The organism is Allobosea sp. NPDC055353 (genome assembly GCF_053644975.1).
Genome location: NZ_JBSHMC010000002.1, coordinates 1,213,429 through 1,232,609, shown reverse-complemented (window position 1 = coordinate 1,232,609; position 19,181 = coordinate 1,213,429). Strand labels below are relative to the sequence as shown.

Here is a 19,181-nt window from a genome sequence, read left to right as displayed (position 1 = left end):
AAACCCGTTTCCGATCAGCGCAGCGTGCGACTGACCTCCGCAGCATGATGCCAGGCCGCGTAGCGCTCCGCATAGGCCGCTGCCCTGGCAGGGTGCGGCATGAAGATGTCGGCTTCGCCTGATGGTGGCGTGCAGACCGCCTCGGGCTCACCGCCGGTGCAGGCAAGACGAGCGAGGCGCGCGGCCCCGAAAGCGGCGCCGGCCTCGGCCTGGCGATAGCGTTCGAGTGGCAGGTTCAGCACGTCGGCGAGGACCGACAGCCACAGATCCGACCGTGCGCCGCCGCCGATCACCATGGCTTCCTTGATCGGCGAGGCCCCGGCCTCCGAGGCCTCCTTGCCATCCCTGAAGGCGAAGGCCACGCCCTCCAGCACCGCCTGGGTCATCATCCGGCGATCGGTTTCGTGGCCGAGGCCGGCGAAGACGCCACGCATCTGCGGGTCGTTATGGGGCGTGCGCTCGCCCGACAGATAGGGCGTGAAGAGCGCCGGCGAGGGCCGTTCTGCCTGAGGGTCGAGCTCGCTCAGCAATCCGGTCTCCGATTGTCCGGAGATCGAGGCCCACCAGCTCAGGCTGGCGGCGGCCGAGAGATGGACCGACATCTGGTGCCAGCGTTCCGGCAAGGCATGGCAGAAGGCATGGACGGCGCTGCCGGCACGCGGTTCGAACCCCGCCGTCGTGCGCCAGAGCACGCCGGATGTGCCAAGCGACAGGAAGCAGCTACCGGGTGCGACGGCGCCCAATCCGATCGCTCCGGCCGCATTGTCGCCTGCGCCGCCGGCGAAGAGAGGCGGGGCGTCGAAGCCGAGTTCGCGGCTGAGTTCGGGGCGCATGCGGCCGGCGGGCTGCGAGCCTTCGACGAGCGCGGGCATGTGGCTGCGATCGAGCCCGGTCGCGGCCAGCATCCGGTCGGACCAGTCGCGGCGGCCGGTATCGAGCCAGAGCGTGCCGGAGGCATCCGACATCTCCTCGATCGCCTCGCCGGTCAGCACGAGCCGCAGATAGGCCTTCGGCAGCAGGACCTTGCGGGTGTGCCGGAATATCTCGGGCTCGTGCTTGCGCACCCAGGCAAGCTTAGGCGCGGTGAAGCCGGGCATGGCGATATTGCCGGTGATCGCACGGGATTGCGGCTCGTTCGCTTCGATCTCGGCGCATTCAGCCGCGGCGCGGCCGTCGTTCCAGAGGATGCACGGGCGCAAGGGCTGATCGTGCTCGTCGAGCAGAACGGCGCCGTGCATCTGTCCGGAGAGCCCGATGCCGGAGCAGTGTCGGAAGGCCTCAGGGGCGGCCTCCCTCAGGCTGCGCAACACCTGCAGCGTGGCGGTGACCCAGTCGTCAGGGCTCTGCTCGGACCAGAGCGGGAAGGGGCGGCTGACAACAAGCTCTCGGTTCGCAGCGGCGAGCACGTGCTGCCGGTCATCGACCAGCACGGCCTTGACCGAGGATGTCCCGAGATCGATGCCGATGAAGGTCACATCAGGGGCCTTTGGCGCGGGTTCAGCGGTACCTGGGCTCAGCGATGGTCCTGGGGCAAGCCGCCCGGATAGATCATGCTCTTGACCATACCAGCTTCGTTGGCGGCATGACGGCGGAAGGCGGCTGGCCCCTCGGCGAGCGGGAAGCGGTGGCTGACCACGGCCTCGACATCGACCTTGCCCAGCGCCACCAGCTCGATCGCGCGCGGATAGACATGGCCCATCCGGCGCGAGAACTTGATGTTCAGCCCGCGCCTGCGAGCTTCGGCTGCCGGGATCACGTAGCTGTCGCCATCGGGAATGCCGACCAGCACGACGCGGCCGCCGATGCGGGCGGCGCGGATCGCGTCGCGGAAGCCTTCTGGGGCGTTGGTCGCCTCGATCACCAGCGGCAGGCCCTCGCCCTTCGTCCATTCCGCGATGTCGGCGACGCTGGCGCCGACCTTGCTCGCGCCAAGCTTCAGCGCCAGCTCGCGGCGGTGCGGCTGCGGATCGCAGGCGAGGATCTCGCCGACGCCGGCCGTCCGCAGCACCTGCAGGATCAGCAGCCCGATCGGGCCGCAGCCGATCAGCGCGACGCGTTCGAGCAGGCGCGGCCTGGCGAGGTCGACCGCATGGATCGCGACGCCGAGCGGCTCGAGCATGACGGCATCGCTCGGCGAGAAGGTCTCGGGCACTGCCACGATCTGCGATGTCGGCACCCAGATGCGCTCCGTCATCGCCCCGTCATGCGGGGGAGCGCCGATGAAGACGACATCCGGACAGAGATTGGGATACCCGCTTCGGCAATGCTCGCAATGGCCGCAGGCCTGGTTGGGATCGACGGCGACGAGGGCGCCGCGCGTCAGGCCGAGTTCCGGCAGATCCTCGGTCAGCCAGCCGCTGAACTCATGGCCGGGGACGAAGGGCGTCGCGATCACGGCCGAGCCGATGCCGCCATCCTTGTAGTAATGCAGGTCGCTGCCGCACAGGCCGACCGCGGCGACATCGAGCAGGGTCTCACCCGGAACCCCCTCGCGGAGATTGAACGGGGCGACGCGCGCATCGCCAGCGGCGTGGAGGAAGACGGCATGGGACATGGAGGTCGGCGCTCGTTTCGCTGAAGGCCTTCGACAAATGTATTTTCTGATTTACATTGGTTTGCGTCAAGCGCCAAACCGCATGGCCTCTGCGCGTTGTGGGAGAGCCCGAAAGCGATGTAAGCCAGCTTGAGCCTCGCCGAATGCCGCCGTGCCTGCCTCAGGCGCAAGCCCACCGCATCAGGATACCGCCCATGCCGGAGGAACCGCAGACGCAAGTTCGAGCCGCCTGGCTCTATTACATGGAAGGTTTGACCCAGGCGGAGATCGCGGAACGGCTGAAGATGACCCGCCTGCGCGTCAACCGGCTCCTGGTCGAGGCGCGCAGCAGCGGGCTCGTCAACATTACCATCAACTCCCGGCTGGAAAGCTGCGTCCGGCTCGAACGCGCGCTGATGGCGCAGTTCGGCCTGAAGGACGCGATCGTCGTGCCCAGCCCCGCCGATCCCGGCCAGATCTCCGCGCAGATCGGCAAGGCGGCCGGCGAGTTCGTCTCGCGCATCGTCGAGGAGAAACCGTCCGGCATCTTCGGCGTCGGCTGGGGCGGCACGCTCCGGGAGACCATCCGCCATATCCGCGCCGGGCAATATCGCGAGCTTGCGGTCACCTCGATGATGGGCGGGCTGACCTACGGGATCGAGATCAACACCTTCGAGATCGCGAGCCGTTTCGCCCGGCTCTGGCAGGCGCAGTGCCATTATCTGGCGGCGCCGATCTATGCCGGCACGCCGCAGTCGCGCGACACCATCCTGGCGCAGGACGTGTTCGAGGCCGCCTTCGCCCGGATCAGGGCGACCGATGTCGCGATCCTCAGCGCCGGCGACCTAAGCGAGCGTTCGCTACTGGTGCGCTACGGGTTGCCGGGCGATGTCCGCGTCGCCGAGCTGGCGGAGGCGGGCGCCGTCGGCGACATGCTCGGCCAGTTCATCGATCGCAGCGGTCAGGCTGTCGCGCATCCGATCAATCGCCGCGCCATCGCCCTGCCGCTCGACGCCTTGCGTCGGATACCGACCGTGATCCTGGCCTCGGGCGGGACCAACAAGGCCGAGGTCATCGCCGCCACGCTGCGGGGCAAGCTAGCATCCGTGCTGATCACGGACGAGGACGCGGCGGCGGCGGTGCTGGAGCACGCGGCGTCCGCCTGATGGCCGCGTCTCAGGCGCTGCGGATCGCTTGCAGCAACTCCTCGTGGATCAGGCCGTTGGTTACGACCTTCTCGAGGTCCTCGTCCAGCGAATCCCGGCCGTCGACCGTCGTCACCCGGCCGCCCGCCGCCCGCACCAGTGGCATCGCCGCGGCATGCGAGACGATATCGGCCTTGAGACCGATGAAGGCGTCGAGCCGCCCCGCTGCCACCAGCGACATCTCCAGCCCGCCGGAGACGATGACGCGCACGCCCCGGCACAGGCCGGCAAGGCGGCGGATGACATCGCTCGTCCGGTTCGCGTCCTCGGTGCTGTAATGCGAGGTCAGGCAGATCGAGACGACGGCGTCGCTCAGGCGCGCCGTGGCCGAAACGCGCGCCGGCCGGTCGTCGACTGTGGCGATGCCGCCCTCGACAAAGCGTGCGGAAAGCCCGGCGAGGGGCGCATGGGTCAGGCCGAGCACGGTGCGGCCCTGTTCCTGATAGGCCAGGGTCACGGAGAACCAGGGCAGGCCGGAGGCGTAGTTCACCGTGCCGTCGAGAGGATCGATGATCCAGCGCGGGGCCTGTTCCGAGCCGGAGAAGCCGGCCTCCTCCGAGAGGATCGCGGCCTCCGGCGTCAGGGCACGCAGGCCGTCGATGACGAGGCGCTCGGAGGCGAGATCGGCCGCCGTGACCACATCGTTCAGTTCCTTGCGGGTGACGCCGAGCTCGGCGCCCTGCATCTGCACGAGCACCTCGCCGGCCCGGCGCGCGAGGGCATTGGCCTGATCGAGCAGGGCGAGAAGGCGTGGTTCGGTCATCGGGCAGGCACCGTCTGCGGCTTTCCGGGATAAGCGGGATCGAGCACGAAATCCCGGCGCGGTCCATAGTCGCCGATCGGCTGGAGATGGCTGACGAGGCCGAGGCCGGGCTTCCAGACATGGAGCGCCAGCGCGGGGGGCTCCATCACGAACCTGTTCTCGGTGCCGGGCCTGAGATCGAGCGCGACCTGATGGGCGGTGCCCGGCACGACATAGCCGATGGTGCCGGCGAAGCGGAGCTGGATCGGCCGGTGATAGTGGCCGCAGAGCACGCGCTCGATCTCGGGATGGTCGGCGATCAGCTTCGCGAAGCCCGGCGAGACCTTGCAGGGCATGATGTCCATGCCGTCGACGCCGACGGGGAAGGGCGGATGGTGCATGAAGATCACCGTCGGCTTGCCTTGTCCCTGCGCGAGCTGCCCGGCGAGCCAGGCCTCGCGGGCGGCGCAGATCTCGCCGCCATCCTCGCCCGCGACGACGGTGTCGAGCCCGATCAGCCGGACGGGGAAATCGTCGATGACGTAATGCAGAAAGCCCGCCTGCGGCAGGTACGGGTGATCGGGACGCAGTTCCGCGGCGAAGGTGTCGCGGCGGTCGTGATTGCCGGGGATGACATAGACCGGCATCGGCAGGCGCTGCAGCGCCCTGCGGACGATGCCGTATTCCTCCGGCAAACCGCAGTCGGAGAGGTCTCCGGTGACCAGCACGCAATCCGGCTGCGGCTCCAGCTTCAGGATTTCGTCGACCGCTCGCTCGATCGCCGGGTTGGTCTCGACGATGCCATAGGCGGGGTTGCCATGGGGGCGGGCATGAAAGTCGCTGAGCTGGGCGATGATCATCGCGGGAAACGTCCGGTCGTGGGGAAAGGGAAGCCGCCCGGTCGGAACCGGGCGGCGAGGGGTCTGCGCCAAAGCGCGGTCGCTTACTTCATCAGGGCTTCGGTCTCGGAGACGATTCGCTCGATGCCGGCCTTGGGCTGGATCTCGCCGCGCATCACGCCGGCGACGACCTCACGCTGCTGGCGCCAGATGCGCACCGAATTGCCGCCCGGATAGCCTTCCCACGGCGCGGCGCGGGAAACCTGGCCGTTGATGGTGCGGAAGTTGGCGTTCGCCTTGTAGAACGGGCCGAGGAAGGCGTCCTCGCCGGCGCGCAGGTTGGTCGGCATGTAGCCGGCGGTCTCGACGACGATCTTCTGGGCTTCTGGGCCCGTGACGAATTTGATGAACTCCCAGGCCGCCTTCTGCTTGGCCGGGTCCTTCGCCGTGATCAGCGCCGCGTTGCCGCCGGTCGGCAGCTTGCCCTTGGCCTTGTCGTCAACCGGGAAGAGGGCGGTCTTCAACGTGAAACGGTCGCCGATCAGGTCGGTGACCTGGCGCAGGCGGGCGGGCGTATCGAAGAAGATGCCGATCTTGCCGGCGATGAATTGCTGACGCGACTGGTCCCAGTCGATCAGCGGCATGCCGCCGTCGGTGACGAAGCTGCGCAGCAGCGACAGCGTCTTCTCGCCGACCGCGCCGCCGAAGGCGACCTTCTTGCCGTCGGCCGACAGCATGGAATGGCCGGCCTGGAGGATCACGCCGCGCCAGAGCCAGTCATCCGGCCAGTCATGGATGTTGTAGGCCATGCCGGCGGTGTCGCCGCTGTGGATCTTCTTGGCGAGCGCGACGGTGTCGGCCCAGTTGTCCGGCATCTTGTCAGGGTCGCCGCCGGCCTTCTTCACCAGCTCGGCATTGAAATACATCAGCGGCGTCGAGGCGTTGAAGGCGAGGCCGACCTGCTTGCCGCCGACCTGGGCGAGCGAGAGCAGCGCATCGGAGTAATTGGCCTTGCGCCAGGCTTCCGGCTCGGCCTTGAGCAGCGGGCCGAGATCGACGACCTGCTTGCGCTTGTCGAGGCTCTCGACCAGCTCGGTCAGCAAGTGGAAGCCGGAATAGTAGACGTCCGGCAGCTGGTTGGTGACGGACGAACGCAGCATCGCCTGATGGCCTTCGTCATAGCTCGCGGCCGGCGCCCGGAAATTGATCTTGATGTCCGGGTGCTTCTTCATGAATTCCGCGGCGATCGGCTCGTGGAACTTGGCGAAGGCCGGGAAGGCATAGAGCACGTCGAGCGTGACCTGCGCCTTCGCGGCGGTCGAGGCAATGAGGGTCAATGCCGCCGCGGCCAGCGCATTTCCGCATTTCTTCGAAATGCGGAAATGCGCCTGGCTGTCGTTGGATCGCATTTTCTTCACGCGAACCGGTACCCACTTCGCTCGAAAATGCTCCAAGACTTTGCCGAGAGGTTTCATGCGTGATCTCCTTGGCATGGACAGCGGGGCTGTCGGGTTGCAGTTGCTTCAGGCCTGAACTCTTGGCGGGGCGGGCGGCCGCAGGGCCGCTACTTCACCCCGGTCATGGTGATGCCGTCGATGAACCGGCGACGGGCGACGAGGAAGGCGATGACGAGCGGCGCGGTCAGGATCGTCGCGGCGGCGGTCAGCGCGCCGTAATTCGATCCGGTCTCGGCATCGGCGAAGAACATCATCCCGAGCGGCGGCGGCGCGAGCTTGGCGTCGGAGATGACGATCAGCGGCCAGTAGAGGTCGTTCCAGTGCGCCACGGCCGAGAACACCGAGAAGGCGGCGATGGCCGGCCAGGCACTCGGCGTGACGATGCGCCAGACGATCTCGAATTCGCTCATGCCGTCGAGCCGGGCGGCGTTGATGATGTCGTCGGGAAAGCTGCGGAAGAACTGGCGGAACAGGAAGATGGCGAAGACCGAGAGGAAGAACGGCACCATCATCGAGAAATAGGTGTTGAGCAGCCCGAGCTGGGCGAGCGCGATGTAGAGCGGCATCGCCGGCACCTGCACGGGAATGCACAGGCCGAGCAGCACCAGCACGAAGAGCGCGTTGCGGCCGGGAAAATCGAGCTTCGCCAGCGCATAGGCGCAGGGGATCGCGACGAGAAGCTGCACGACCAGGATGCCGCCACAGAGGATGACGCCGTTCAGCGCGAAGCGCAGCAGCGGCGCCTTCTCCATGGCGAAGCCGTAATTCTGCAGGCCGTAGAACTGCTTCGGCCAGAGCGAAATCTCGGCGCTGAAGATCTCGGCCGGCGGCTTGATCGAGGTCACCAGCATCCAGACGAAGGGCGCCAGCATGAAGATCGCACCGGCGATCAGCACGCCATGGACCAGAGCCATGGTCACGAAGCGGCGCAGCACCGAATGGGCGGGTGTGACCGTGGTGGCCGGGAGCGCGAGATCGGTCATCAGTAGTGCACCTTCTTGTCGAGGGCGAAGGTCTGTACGGCCGAGAAGACGAGGATGAAGGCGAGGAAGATGAAGGTCAGCGCCGCGGCATAGCCGGTGTGGAAGTACTGAAAGCCCTCGAGATAGATGTTGTAGAGCAGCACCTCGGTGGAGCCGACCGGGCCGCCGCGCGTCATCACCGCCACGGTGTCGAAGATCTTGAAGGCGGTGATCATCGTCGTGACCAGGACGAACATCGTCGTCGGCCCGAGCAGCGGCCAGGTGATGGTCAGGAAGCGGTCGATCCCGCTGGCGCAGCCGTCAATGTCGGCGGCCTCGTAGAGATCGCGCGGGATCGCGGTCAGCCCGGCGAGGAACAGGATCATGTTGAAGCCGATGAGCTGCCAGATGCCGATCACCGCGAGCGTGGCCAAAGCGGTCGAGGGCTCGCTGAGGAAGGCGACCGGTGCGAATCCCAGCCATTTCAGCAGGCCGTTGACCGGGCCGAGCGAGGGATGGAGCAGGAACTGCCAGACCGTCGCCATGGCGATCAGGGTCGAGGTCACCGGCAGGAAATAGACCACCTCGTAGAAGGAGCGCGTGCGCTTGCGCCGATGCACCAGCACGGCGATCAGGAGCGCGCCGAAGACGCCGCCGGGCACGACGATGGCCACGTAGAGCAATGTGTTGACGAGGGAGCGCCGGATGATCGGGTCGGCCAGCGCCTTCTGGAAATTCGTCAGCCCGACCCAGTCCATGTCGACGCCGCCGAACTCGTAGTTGGTCAGGCTGAGCCAGAGCAGGACGGCAAGCGGCAGCAGGATCGTCAGCAGGAGCAGGACGAAGGCCGGCAGGGCGAAGCCGAGGCCGGTGATGCGCTCGATCCAGAGCCTGCGCCGCGCGGCGGGGGCAAAATCGGCTGGGGATGCGAGGGCGAGGGTCATGCGCCCGCCCTCAGCGGCACGACGGAGCTGGTCGCCGCGCCCGGGCCGCGCGGCTCGATGCGCTCGCCATCGGCGGCGAAGATATGGGCGGCGGCCTCGTCGAAGCCGAGCGTGACTTCGGCGGCCTCGTTCACGCCGGCGGCTGCGGCCGGCGTCGCGCGCATGGTCACGCCGGTGGCGTCGCGTCCGGCGAGGTCGAAATGCAGGATATATTCGGAGCCGAGATTCTCCTTGCGCCGCAGGCGGGCCGAGAACCAGGCGCGCCCACTGCCGCCGGGCTCGCCCTGGACGAGCGAGAGCGCCTCGGAGCGGATGCCGAGCGTCACTGCCTGTCCCGACGCGAGCGGGACGGCGAGCGCCAGCGGCCGACCGAAGAGTTCGAGGCGCCCACCCTGCGCGATCGTCGCTGGAAGCAGGTTGATCGCCGGGCTGCCGATGAACTGCGCGACCTTGAGCGAAGCGGGCTTCTCGTAGAGCTGCGAGGGCGTTCCGAGCTGCAGCACGGAGCCTGAATCCATCATCGCGACGCGGTCGGACATCGTCATCGCCTCGACCTGGTCGTGGGTGACATAGATGAAGGTCGCGCCGAGGCGCTTGTGCAATTCGGCCAGCTCCGTGCGCATATGGACGCGCAGCTTGGCGTCGAGATTCGAGAGCGGCTCGTCCATCAGGAAGACGTCGGGATTGCGCACCATGGCGCGCCCGAGCGCGACGCGCTGGCGCTGGCCGCCGGAGAGCTGGGCGGGCTTCCGCGCCAGCAGATGATCGAGCTGGAGCTGCGCCGCGACCGCCGCGACATCGGCCTCGATGCCGCGCATCACCGTGCGGCGCTGGGCGGAAAGCTGCCGCAGCAGCGGCAGGCGTTGCCAGAGCTTGAGCCGCGACATCGTCAGCGGCAGGGCGATGTTCGCGCCGACGCTCATATGCGGATAGAGCGCATAGGACTGGAACACCATGGCGACGCGCCGCTCATGCGGGCGCAGATGGTCGACGCGATTGCCGCCGATCGCGACGCTGCCGGCATCGTGATGCTCGAGCCCGGCGATGATCCGGATCAGCGTCGATTTCCCGCAGCCGGACGGGCCGACAAGGGTCAGGAACTCGCCGTCGGCGATGTCGAGATCGATGCCTCCGAGAACCTTCGTCGGTCCGAAGGACTTGGCGATCGAGGAGAGTGCGACCTTGGCCATGGCGTTCGCCTTTCTTTCGGCCCTCTGGGCTCGTCGTTGGGCGTGTCTTGGTTGGGCATGTCTGCCCGGCGCCCGCAGGCGGCCGGGGGAGGCGTCTCAGGCCGCGTGCGGCGGGTAGACCTCATGGATCACGTCGTCGATCCAGAGCGTCTTCAACGTAGGGATCTCGTGGATCTCGGCCGCGAAATCCCGTCCCTCGAAGGCATAGGAAACCGCGCCGAGCGTCGTCGTGCCGGCCATGCCGGGCTGCAATTCGGGGCCAACGACGAAGCCGGAGGACGGCCCCCAGATGTAGCGCGTGCCGGCAACCGTGAAGTCATGGGCGCGATGCAGATGTCCGCTGGCGACGAAGGCGACCGCGTGACGGCTGACGAGATCGAGCAGATGCGCGCGCGGCCGGGGCGGCACGCTCCAATAGCCCATGTCGCCCTCGTCGGGCGCCTCGACGAAAAGCGGTCGGTGCAGGAACCAGCCGAGGCGGCGGCCCTGCGCTTCGGCGATCTGCCGGTCGAGCCAGGCGAGCTGGCGGGCTTCCTCGGCCTCGTCGCTGCCGAAGAGCATCGAATTGAGGCCGATGAGCCGCCAGTCTTCAAGGTCGCGGACCCAGAAATCTTCGCCGATATGCTCCCGCCAGCGCGCGAGGCGGGTGTCGTTCACCGGCTGGTGCGGGTGATAGGCCTCGCCGACATCGTGATTGCCGGGGATGCTGAGCACCGGCACGCCGAGGGCATCGAGCAAAGTGCGGCAATGGCGCATGTCCTCGTCGACATCCGCGCCATCGACGGTGACGTCGCCAGTATGGATGACGAGGTCCGGGGCGCTGGCCGCAAGCCAAGCGGTCAACGGTTCCCAATTATCGGCGAAATGCCGCTTGCTCGGGCTCAGATGGGTGTCGGAAATCTGAACGACCCGCTGCATGTTCCCTCCAGAATTCGCCACTTCACCGGGCGACCGTCTGTCCCCGGCGCGAGCAGGGGGCAGCGGCTTTGCCTTGGATCATACAAATGAATGTTTGATGACACAATTGTATTTTTAGTGCTCGCCGCCTCCGTGGTGATGAAAAGCATTGCCGGCTAGAGATCGGTGCTTTGCGGCAGGATGACGAGATCGCGGATCGTGACGTTGCGCGGGCGGGTCAGCATGAAATGCACGGCCTCCGCCACCTCCTCCGCCTCGATCAGGCCGCCGCGGGCGCGCTCGGCGTCGAGTTTCTCCTGTGGCCAGTCGGCGATCAGGGCGGTCACCACCGGCCCGGGCAGGACGGCGCCAACCCGCAGGCCATGCGGGATGACCTGACGGCGCAACGTATGCACGAAGGCCTGCACGGCGTGTTTCGAGGCGGTGTAGACGGGCTCCCAGACCACGGGAACGACACCGGCCACGGAACTGGTGACGAGGATGTCCCCGGTCTTGCGCGCGATCATATGCGGCAGCACGGCATGGATGCTGCGGAAAACCGCGTTGACGTTGAGGTTCAGCATGCGGTCCCAGGCGTCAGGATCGCCCTCGCTGACCGGCCCGCCGACATAGGAGCCGGCATTGGCATGGAAGATGTCGAGCGGGCCCCCCTTGTCGAGGATCGCCGGCAGCATCCCGGCGACGGAAGCAGGATCGGTCAGGTCGATGACGAGCGGGATGGCATTGGAGCCGAGAGGCTTGCAGGCCTGCGCGAGCGCTTCGCCATCGCGATCGACCAGCGCGACGCGCGCCCCGGCCGCGAGCAGACGCTTCGCGCAGGCGAGGCCGATCCCCGAGGCGGCTCCGGTGATCGCAGCGGTCTTTCCGGTCAGGTCCTGAGTCACGTCGAGGTCTCCGATAGAGCTTGATGCTGCGCCGGCCGCATGAGTTCGCGGGCTGTGCGGGCGGCCGCCTGGAGTGTTTCGAAGGCGGCGAGGCGGCGGGTGTGCAGGTCGGCGATGTCGCCGCCGGCCGGGGTGAAGACGGCGGCGCCCGGCGCCATCCCGGTCATAGCCTCGCCGAGGTCGGGGAATGCTTTTGCGGCTGTGGCCGCCAGCATGGCGGAACCGAGCAGGACGGGGTCGACATCATCCGGCGCCAGCAGCGGCAGCCCGGAGCAATCCGCCAGTATTTGCCGGATCAGCGGATGGCGGCCGGCGCCGCCGCTGAGCACGATCGCTTCGACGGTCGCACCTTTGGCACGGCTGGCATTGATGATCTGGCGCAGGCCGTAGCCGATGCCGGTGAGGCCGGCGACATAGAGTGCGACGAGGTTGTCGAGGTCGCGCTCCATGCCGAGGCCGGCGATCACGGCGCGCGCCTGCGGGTCGGCATGGGGCGAGCGGTTACCGAGGAAATCGGGCACAACGATGAGATCGCCGGCGAGGCGTGTCGCTCCCGATGGCTCCGTAGCATGGCTTGCTGCCTGTGCCGCGAGCCAGTCCGGCAGCGAGAGACCCGCTGCTTCGGCAAAACGCTGCGCCTCGGACGTCGCCGGGTGAAATCCGGTCAATTGCTCGATGGCCGCGCCGGCACCGGATTGGCCGCCTTCGCTGAGCCAGAGGCCCGGCGCCATCGCCGAGAAATAGGGACCCCAGATGCCCGGAATGAAGATCGGCTCGGCGCTGCTCGCCATGGTGCAGGCGGAGGTGCCGAAGACATAGGCCATTCGGGTCAGCGCCGAGCCGTGTGGGGAGCGCACGCCGACCGAGCCGACGCCGCCGGCGTGGGCGTCGATCAGCGCCGCGGCGACGGCGGTGCCGGGGTTCAGGCCGAGTTCGGCGGCGGCCTGCTCGGTGAGACCGTTGCTGAGTGGAGTACCGCCCGGAACGATCTCGGTGCCGATGCGGGCGAAACCGTCATCGGCGAGGTCGTCGAGCCCGATTTGCCGGAAATAGCTCGCATCCCAGCGCCCTTCATGGGCGAGATAGGTCCATTTGCAGGTGACCGTGCAGGTCGAGCGCGCCAGCGAGCCGGCCGCGCGCCAGGTCAGGAAATCCGGCAGATCGAAGAACTGCCAGGCTGCGTCATAGGTCGCCGGCAGGTTTTCCCGAAGCCAGAGCAGCTTCGGCGTCTCCATCTCCGGCGAGATCGTGCCGCCGACATAGGCGAGGACCGGATGCCTGGTCGCGTTGATGCGCTCCGTCTGGTCGAGTGCGCGGTGGTCCATCCAGACGATGATGTCGCGGGTGGCGTCGCCATGGGGGCCGACGGGGAGGGGTTTACCACCCGGCCCGAGGACAACCAGCGAACAGGTCGCGTCGAAGCCGATGCCAGCGATGTCGTCCGGCCCGAGCCCAGTCTGGGCCATCGCCTCTCGCGCGCTGGCGCAGACCGCTTGCCAGATATTCGCGCTCGACTGCTCGGCGATATCCGGCCCGTCGCGATAGAGCGCGATGTCGCGCTTCGCCGTCGCGAGCATCCGCCCGGTCCGGTCGAAGATGCCGGCCCGGGCGCTGCCGGTGCCGACATCGATGCCGATGAAGTGGCCGGCCATGTCAGGCGGCGGCGCGGTTCGGCGGCCCGGCGCGGGTGCCGTCGGGATTGCGCAGGTAGACGCCGCGTTCGAGCTGCTGGCGGCGCAGTTCGCCCACATCGATATCGGCCGGGGGCCGGTTGCCGCGCACGGAGATCTTGGCGGCGCGGCCGGCGGCTTCGCCCATCGCCATGCAGGTCGCCATGACGCGGATCGCGCCCATCGCCTCATGGGTCGCGGAGATGCTGCGGCCGGCCACCAGCAGGTTGCCGATCTTCTGCGGCACCAGCGAGCGATAGGGGATGTCGTAGCAGTCGCCGCACCAGATCAGCGTGCAGCCATCGTCGGCCGGGCGGTGGATATCGATCGGGTAGCTCGCGACCGCGATGGCGTCGTCGAAATGCGTGCAGGCCAGCACGTCCTCCTGCGTCATCACATATTGGCCGCGGATTCGGCGGGTTTCGCGGATGCCGAGGAAGGGCGCGGTCTTGGTGAAATAGGCGTTCTCGAAGCCCGGCACATAGCCGATGAGATAGGCGACGATGTCGTCGATCTGGGCGCGGCCCTCGATCTCGCCCTTGGTCAGGCTGCGGGCGTCGGTCCCATCCGTGCCCTTGACGCGGGTCATGTTGATCCAGACCTCGCCCTTCTTCAGGCCGGTGATGATGATAGTGCGCTCGTTCGGGATCTGCAGGCCGCGCTCGGCCTTGGCCTTGGCCATGAGTTCGCGCATGCCGACGACGATGAACTGGTGGTTCTGGCCGAAATACTCGGCCGGGATGAAGTCGGTGAGATAGGTGCGCGCTGCCGGCGGGGCGTTGGCGATCGAGAGTCGGAGCGCGTCGGTGTCGACGCCGGCAAGGCAGAACATCAGCGTCGGCGGCTGCATGCCGCCATGCTCGTTGCCCTTCTCGGTCGGCACGCCTGCGCTGTAGGCGACGTCGGCATCGCCGCTGCAATCGATCACGACCTTGGCGAGGATGGCGGTACGGCCACTCTTGCTCTCGGTGATGACGCCGCGGATGGTGTCGTTCTCGACCAGTGCACCGGCGAAGAAGGTGTAGAACAGCACGTCGACGCCGGCTTCCGTCAGCATCTCCAGCGCGACCGTCTTCACCGCCTCGGGCTCGACCAGCGTGATGCCCATGTGGAGCGGGCAGGGCCGGTGCTCGCTGGCACCCTGGCGCTCGCGGCGCAGGCGCTCGATGAATTTCTGCGGCAGCCCGTCGATGATCTGGTTGCCCTTCTGGCCGAGGAAGCCGAGCACCGGCAGGCCGATGGTCATGTTGCCGCCGACGAAGCTGCGGCTCTCGATCAGCCCGACGCGCAGGCCGTCTTCGGCTGCCGCCAGCGCAGCGGTCAGGCCCGAGGGGCCGCCGCCGACGACGAGCACGTCATATTCGGCGGAGACGGGGATGGAGCGGGCCGGCTCCTCGATGAAGCGGGTCGCAACGGTCGACATGATGAAGATCCTTCAAGGTGCAGCGAATGGGGCAAAGGCCTGCGGGTCAGCGTGCCCCGCAGGCCGAGACGATGATCAGGCCGGCATCATCGGCTTGACGCGCTCGATGATGGCGGAGACGGCGTCCTTGACCGGCTTGCGGCCGAGCACGGCGAGCTGGACCTCCTCGAGGAAGGTCGCCTGCGCGCGGGCAGCTTCGGGGAAGGGCGGGAAGGCGCCGCGCGCCGTCGCCAGAACCTTGGCCTCGACGGCGGCGAGCGGGTTCTTCGCCTTGAGGCCGGCATCGGCATAGGAGGAGACGCGGACCGGGCCGTTGCCGTTGATCGCCATGCCGAGCGTCACGCGCTTGCTGGAGACTTCCTTGATGAAGCTCCAGGCCAGCGCCTTGTCCTTGGCGTTCTTCGGGATCGACATCGCCCAGGCCTCGACCACCGAGGCCATCGGCATCTTGCCCTCGATCGCCTTGGAACCGGGGAAGGGCACGGCCTTGATCTTGCCGGGGAACTTGCTCTGCTCGGCATTGTTGAGCTGCGCGCCCCGCGCGAAGGGCAGCACGGTGAAGGCGGCGCGGCCCTGCTGCAACCATGTCACCTGGTCGTCGTTCTTGGTCGTGGCGTAGCTGCGGGGCAGGCTGCCGGCCTCGAACATGCCGCGCAGGGCGCCAAGTCCCTGCTCCAGCGCCTCGCGGTTCGGCACCAGCTTGAGATCGGGGCTGATGAAGTCGCCGCCATAGGCGCGGGCGAACATCACCGGGAAGACCGCGAGGTCGCTTGCCAGCACCATGCCGGTGACCGGCGTGCCGGCCTTGGAGGTGAAGGTCGTTTTTTTCGCCTGCTCGATCAGCTCTTCCAGCGTCGTCGGCGGAGCGGGGATGCCGGCCTCTTCCAGCAGCGCCTCGTTATAGAACAACCCTTGCGTCGCGTGGCGGACGGGGATGCCGATGAGCTTGCCGTCGACCGTCATGCCCTGGACGAGGCCGGGCGCGATGTCGCCGAAATCCTCGATCGCGTCCTTGTCCTGATAGGGGCCGAGCGGCTCGAACAAGGCGGCGATCTGCGAAGTCGGCCGGTTGTCGATGAGATAGCCGACGCCGTATTCGGTCTCCTTCAGGCTGGCCTCGCGGAAGAGCCGGTCCTGCAACGGGTTGGAATCGAAGGTGGTGAAGGCGATCTCGGCATCGTTGGCCTTGCGCCAGCCGGCCATCAGGTCGCCGTCGCCGCTACCGAGAACGGTCTGGTGGACCTTGTGGCTGAGCACGTTCAGCGTCTTGCCGGCGGCGCGTGCTGGGCCAACGGTGAGTGCGGCGGCGACACCGGCGGAACCGGCGACGAAGGCACGGCGGGTGAGCTTGGTTTCAGGCTTGTTCGACATGTTCTTCCTCCCTCTTTTCCTTGTGGTTGGCTACCCCTTCGTCGAACCGGCGGTGAGGCCGGCCACGAGGTAGCGGTTCATGAAGACGACGAAGAGAAGGACGGGCACGAGCTGCACCGTCGCGGCGGCGAACAGGATCCCCCAATCGACGCCGTCGATGGAGCCGATCATCTCGGAGATCACGAGCGGGGCGGTCTTGGCCTTCGTCGCCGTGAAGATGAAGGCGAAGAGGAACTCGTTCCACGAGAAGACGATGACGAAGACCGCGACCGCGAGCACGCCCGGCATCGCCAATGGCGCGATGACCTTGCGCAGGATGGTCACGCGGCTGGCGCCATCCATCGCGGCTGCCTCGTCCAGCTCGCGCGGGATCTGGTCCATGAAGGTGCGCATCAGTACCGTGCCGAGCGAGACGAAGAAGGTGGCGTAGAGCAGGATCAGGACGAGATGGGTGTCGCTGAGCCCGAGCCAGTTCACGATCGGGAAGAGCGGCAGCGTCACCACGATTGGCGGGATCAGCCTGACGATGATCAGCCCGAGCAGGCTCGCACCGAGCCAGCGGCCGGAATTCCGCGAATAGACATAGCCGGCGCAGGCGCTGGCGACGATCGCGAGCAGCGTCGCGCCGACCGTGATCAGCAGGCTGTTGAGCAGCCCCTCGAAGAACACGCCCCAGGAACGCCAGAGCTCGGCGTAGTGCTTGAAGGTCGGGGTGAACAGCCATTTCGGCGGTACCGCGAAGATGTCCTGGCCGGGCTTCAGCGAGGACATTGCGATGAACAGGATCGGGAACAGCGACCAGAACAGGATCGCCGCGACGGCGAGCGCCTTGCCCAGCCCGATCAGAAGCCGCTCAGTGCGCATGGGCGACACCTCCACGCTTGAGCAGGACAACATAGGCGCCGGCGAGCAGCAGCGAGGCCAGAACCATGATCCAGGCTGTCGCCGCCGCCGGGCCGAAGGCGTTGAAGCTGAAGGCCTCCTGATAGAGGTAGATCGCTACCACTTCGGTCGAGCGGGCCGGCCCGCCCTTGGTCAGGAGCCAGGCCTCAGAGAACAGGCGGAAGGCGAAGATGTAGCGGAAGAGCAGGGCGATCAGCATGGCCGGAGCAAGCAGCGGCAGCGTCACCTGCCGGAAGGCCTGCCAGCGTGTTGCGCCATCGATCCGTGAAGCTTCGTAGAGCTCGGCGGGAATGGCGAGGCGCGCCGCATAGACGATCACGAAGGTGAAGGGCAGATGCAGCCAGATCGTCAGCAGGCCTATCAGGGTCATCGCGTGCGAGGGCTCGAAGGACCAGTCGAGCGTCGGCAGGTGGAGCGCCCGCAAGGCCAGCGTGATCGGCCCGGCATCGGGGTCGAACAGGAAGCGCCACATCACCACCGCCGTGACCTCGCTGACCGCATAGGGCGCGAGCACCGCGACGAGCAGGAAGCGGCGGAAGGGCAGGCCGCTGGCGAAGAGCAGGGCCATGCCGAGGCCGACGGCCAGTTCCAGATGCACGGCGACGACGACAAGGACGACGGTGTTCCAGAGCGCGCTGTGAAAGGCGGGATCGGTCAGGACGCGCCAGTAGTTCTGCAGGCCGACGAAGCTCGGCGCCTGGCCGAAGCTCGACGTGTTCAGGCTCAGCCAGACGACATAGAGCGACGGCAGCACGATCACGCTCAGGATGAGCAGATGCACCGGCGCAAGCAGCGGCAACAGTCGTGCCGTTCGTTGAAGCTGCACTTTTTCCTCCAGGACTTCTTTTGCCCGGGCTCTGTCGGCCCGGTGGCCCGGACGCTCGGCGTCCGTAGGTTGTTTTCGTCAGTGCACTGCCTTGGGCGAGGCGGCTGCTCCTTCCAGGTTCGGATGCAGATCGCGATCGTGGCTGTTGCCGCGCTCTGGCCCGGCGGCGAGGTCGCGCACGGAATCGCGGGCCTGCAGGCCGGCCTGCAGCACGGAATGCGTGGGCGGCGCCTGGTCTCCGGCCATGCGGGCGCGCAGGCGGTTCCAGGCGGCTTCGGCGATCCCGGCGATCGGCTGGCGGATTGCGGTCAAGCCTGTCTTGCGGGCGCTCATCCAGGGGTAGTCGTCGAAGCCGACGACCGAGACGGGATCGGGGATGTCGATCCGCATCCGGGCCAGCGCCGAGAGCGTGCTCAGCGTCGTGACGTTGGTCAGTGCGATGACGGCGCTCGGCTGCTTGTGTCGTTCGAGCCAGTGCAGGAAGGTTGCGGCGCCGCGATCGGCGTTCGAGCCGAGTTCGATCACCGTCGGCTCCCGGCCCAGCATGGTCCGGATGAGATCGCAGGCGCCGCGGACGCGCTCGCGGATCGGCGAGATGGCGAGGCTGGAGGCGGCGACCAGGATGTCGCGATGGCCCTTGGCAAGAAGATGACGCGCCGCGATCTCGCCGGCCTCGCGATTGTCGATCGCCACGGTGTCGACGACCGAGCCCTCGGGCGGCACGCGGTCGGCGAAGACGATCGGCAGACGGCCGATCTCGTTGCGCAGCGCCTCGGGAATCGCGTCCGAGCAAGGCACCGCGATCAACCCCGACGGACGCCAGGCCAGCAGGGTGCGCAATCGCGACTGCTCCAGCCCGAGATCGTCGCGGGAACTGGCGACGAGGATGTCGTAGCCGTCCTTCTGCGCGAGCACTTCGAGCTGCGAGACCAGCGAGGTGAAGAAGACGTCGTCGAGATCGGGGACGAGAACGCCGACCACGCGAGCCTGGCCCGAGCGCAGTTGCGAGGCTGCGCGGTCGACTTGATAGGCCAATTCATCGGCGGCCTTGAGCACGCGCGCCCGCAGATCGGCATTCACCGGCTTGTTGCCGCTGAAGACGTTCGAAACCGTGGCGATCGACACGCCCGCGCGGGCGGCGACATCCCGGATCGTGACGCGCGGATTGTCCATCGAGAAGCCTGTTAAACGTTTTACGGAAAAACGTTTAACAGGCCGGCTGCGCCGAGACAAGGCGATTCGCGAGCCCTGATGTTTGAAGTTCTTACGTGCGACCCGCTGCCCGGGAGCGATCGATGGAGCCGGCGTGGACGC

At 67.4% G+C, this 19,181-nt stretch carries 17 protein-coding genes; 1 reads left to right on the top strand and 16 read right to left on the bottom strand.

The genetic code is table 11. The features are described from left to right. Positions 1-14: 14 nt before the first annotated feature. Complete coding sequence (gene xylB, locus ACWIEX_RS19240; protein WP_454034569.1) at positions 15-1,475, bottom strand: xylulokinase; 1,461 nt, start codon at positions 1,473-1,475, stop codon at positions 15-17. Positions 1,476-1,513: 38 nt separating this feature from the next. Continuing rightward, entirely contained in the window at positions 1,514-2,554 is a 1,041-nt protein-coding gene (locus ACWIEX_RS19235) for a zinc-dependent alcohol dehydrogenase (RefSeq protein WP_454034568.1), read from the bottom strand. A gap of 194 nt (positions 2,555-2,748) precedes the next feature. Between ACWIEX_RS19235 and ACWIEX_RS19230 the strand changes: the two genes are divergently transcribed. Then, positions 2,749-3,699: a sugar-binding transcriptional regulator gene (locus tag ACWIEX_RS19230; RefSeq protein ID WP_454034567.1), complete on the top strand. Its 951-nt coding sequence runs from the start codon at positions 2,749-2,751 to the stop codon at positions 3,697-3,699. Between the two features lie 10 nt (positions 3,700-3,709). On the opposite strand, the gene ACWIEX_RS19225 is transcribed toward ACWIEX_RS19230, so the two are convergent. The 14 genes from ACWIEX_RS19225 to ACWIEX_RS19160 all read right to left on the bottom strand — a co-directional run bounded on the left by ACWIEX_RS19225 (position 3,710) and on the right by ACWIEX_RS19160 (position 19,040). Continuing rightward, positions 3,710-4,501 (bottom strand): inositol monophosphatase family protein, encoded by a 792-nt coding sequence (locus ACWIEX_RS19225; RefSeq protein ID WP_454034566.1) that lies wholly within the window; start codon positions 4,499-4,501, stop codon positions 3,710-3,712. Next, positions 4,498-5,340 (bottom strand): phosphodiesterase, encoded by an 843-nt coding sequence (locus ACWIEX_RS19220; protein ID WP_454034565.1) that lies wholly within the window; start codon positions 5,338-5,340, stop codon positions 4,498-4,500. Before ACWIEX_RS19220 ends, ACWIEX_RS19225 begins: the two co-directional genes overlap by 4 nt. Positions 5,341-5,423: 83 nt before the next feature. After that, positions 5,424-6,728 (bottom strand): ABC transporter substrate-binding protein, encoded by a 1,305-nt coding sequence (locus tag ACWIEX_RS19215; protein ID WP_454034564.1) that lies wholly within the window; start codon positions 6,726-6,728, stop codon positions 5,424-5,426. 155 nt (positions 6,729-6,883) lie between these two features. Then, complete coding sequence (locus ACWIEX_RS19210) at positions 6,884-7,690, bottom strand: carbohydrate ABC transporter permease (RefSeq protein WP_454034816.1); 807 nt, start codon at positions 7,688-7,690, stop codon at positions 6,884-6,886. Positions 7,691-7,758: 68 nt separating this feature from the next. After that, a complete protein-coding gene (locus ACWIEX_RS19205) occupies positions 7,759-8,682 on the bottom strand; it encodes a carbohydrate ABC transporter permease (protein WP_454034563.1) in 924 nt (307 codons plus the stop codon). Beyond that, positions 8,679-9,872, bottom strand: coding sequence for an ABC transporter ATP-binding protein (locus ACWIEX_RS19200; RefSeq protein WP_454034562.1), 1,194 nt, complete (start codon positions 9,870-9,872; stop codon positions 8,679-8,681). Before ACWIEX_RS19200 ends, ACWIEX_RS19205 begins: the two co-directional genes overlap by 4 nt. 96 nt (positions 9,873-9,968) lie before the next feature. Continuing rightward, on the bottom strand, positions 9,969-10,790 hold the full coding sequence (locus ACWIEX_RS19195) for a metallophosphoesterase family protein (protein ID WP_454034561.1): 822 nt from the start codon (positions 10,788-10,790) through the stop codon (positions 9,969-9,971). 155 nt (positions 10,791-10,945) lie between these two features. After that, positions 10,946-11,674 carry an SDR family oxidoreductase gene (locus ACWIEX_RS19190; protein ID WP_454034560.1) on the bottom strand — a complete coding sequence of 243 codons (729 nt, stop codon included), beginning with the start codon at positions 11,672-11,674 and terminating at the stop codon, positions 10,946-10,948. Then, positions 11,671-13,326 carry an FGGY-family carbohydrate kinase gene (locus ACWIEX_RS19185; RefSeq protein ID WP_454034559.1) on the bottom strand — a complete coding sequence of 552 codons (1,656 nt, stop codon included), beginning with the start codon at positions 13,324-13,326 and terminating at the stop codon, positions 11,671-11,673. Before ACWIEX_RS19185 ends, ACWIEX_RS19190 begins: the two co-directional genes overlap by 4 nt. Position 13,327: 1 nt before the next feature. After that, the gene (locus ACWIEX_RS19180) at positions 13,328-14,767 is read right to left on the bottom strand and encodes an FAD-dependent oxidoreductase (RefSeq protein ID WP_454034558.1); all 1,440 of its coding nucleotides are present in this window, start codon (positions 14,765-14,767) and stop codon (positions 13,328-13,330) included. 75 nt (positions 14,768-14,842) lie between these two features. Beyond that, on the bottom strand, positions 14,843-16,138 hold the full coding sequence (locus ACWIEX_RS19175; RefSeq protein ID WP_454034557.1) for an ABC transporter substrate-binding protein: 1,296 nt from the start codon (positions 16,136-16,138) through the stop codon (positions 14,843-14,845). A gap of 30 nt (positions 16,139-16,168) precedes the next feature. After that, a complete protein-coding gene (locus ACWIEX_RS19170; protein WP_454034556.1) occupies positions 16,169-17,002 on the bottom strand; it encodes a carbohydrate ABC transporter permease in 834 nt (277 codons plus the stop codon). Beyond that, entirely contained in the window at positions 16,992-17,867 is an 876-nt protein-coding gene (locus ACWIEX_RS19165; protein ID WP_091856772.1) for a carbohydrate ABC transporter permease, read from the bottom strand. The genes ACWIEX_RS19170 and ACWIEX_RS19165 overlap by 11 nt, the downstream gene beginning before the upstream one ends. 78 nt (positions 17,868-17,945) lie before the next feature. After that, the gene (locus ACWIEX_RS19160) at positions 17,946-19,040 is read right to left on the bottom strand and encodes a LacI family DNA-binding transcriptional regulator (RefSeq protein ID WP_454034555.1); all 1,095 of its coding nucleotides are present in this window, start codon (positions 19,038-19,040) and stop codon (positions 17,946-17,948) included. Positions 19,041-19,181: the final 141 nt, after the last annotated feature.

Coding starts and splice junctions, on each gene's coding strand:
- ACWIEX_RS19235 (WP_454034568.1), bottom strand. CDS start 2,554: ATGTCCCATGCCGTCTTCCTCCACGCCGCTGGCGATGCGCGCGTCGCC.
- ACWIEX_RS19220 (WP_454034565.1), bottom strand. CDS start 5,340: ATGATCATCGCCCAGCTCAGCGACTTTCATGCCCGCCCCCATGGCAAC.
- ACWIEX_RS19200 (WP_454034562.1), bottom strand. CDS start 9,872: ATGGCCAAGGTCGCACTCTCCTCGATCGCCAAGTCCTTCGGACCGACG.
- ACWIEX_RS19205 (WP_454034563.1), bottom strand. CDS start 8,682: ATGACCCTCGCCCTCGCATCCCCAGCCGATTTTGCCCCCGCCGCGCGG.
- ACWIEX_RS19180 (WP_454034558.1), bottom strand. CDS start 14,767: ATGTCGACCGTTGCGACCCGCTTCATCGAGGAGCCGGCCCGCTCCATC.
- ACWIEX_RS19210 (WP_454034816.1), bottom strand. CDS start 7,690: ATGGCTCTGGTCCATGGCGTGCTGATCGCCGGTGCGATCTTCATGCTG.
- ACWIEX_RS19215 (WP_454034564.1), bottom strand. CDS start 6,728: ATGCGATCCAACGACAGCCAGGCGCATTTCCGCATTTCGAAGAAATGC.
- ACWIEX_RS19170 (WP_454034556.1), bottom strand. CDS start 17,002: ATGCGCACTGAGCGGCTTCTGATCGGGCTGGGCAAGGCGCTCGCCGTC.
- ACWIEX_RS19225 (WP_454034566.1), bottom strand. CDS start 4,501: ATGACCGAACCACGCCTTCTCGCCCTGCTCGATCAGGCCAATGCCCTC.
- ACWIEX_RS19195 (WP_454034561.1), bottom strand. CDS start 10,790: ATGCAGCGGGTCGTTCAGATTTCCGACACCCATCTGAGCCCGAGCAAG.
- ACWIEX_RS19175 (WP_454034557.1), bottom strand. CDS start 16,138: ATGTCGAACAAGCCTGAAACCAAGCTCACCCGCCGTGCCTTCGTCGCC.
- ACWIEX_RS19230 (WP_454034567.1), top strand. CDS start 2,749: ATGCCGGAGGAACCGCAGACGCAAGTTCGAGCCGCCTGGCTCTATTAC.
- ACWIEX_RS19160 (WP_454034555.1), bottom strand. CDS start 19,040: ATGGACAATCCGCGCGTCACGATCCGGGATGTCGCCGCCCGCGCGGGC.
- ACWIEX_RS19185 (WP_454034559.1), bottom strand. CDS start 13,326: ATGGCCGGCCACTTCATCGGCATCGATGTCGGCACCGGCAGCGCCCGG.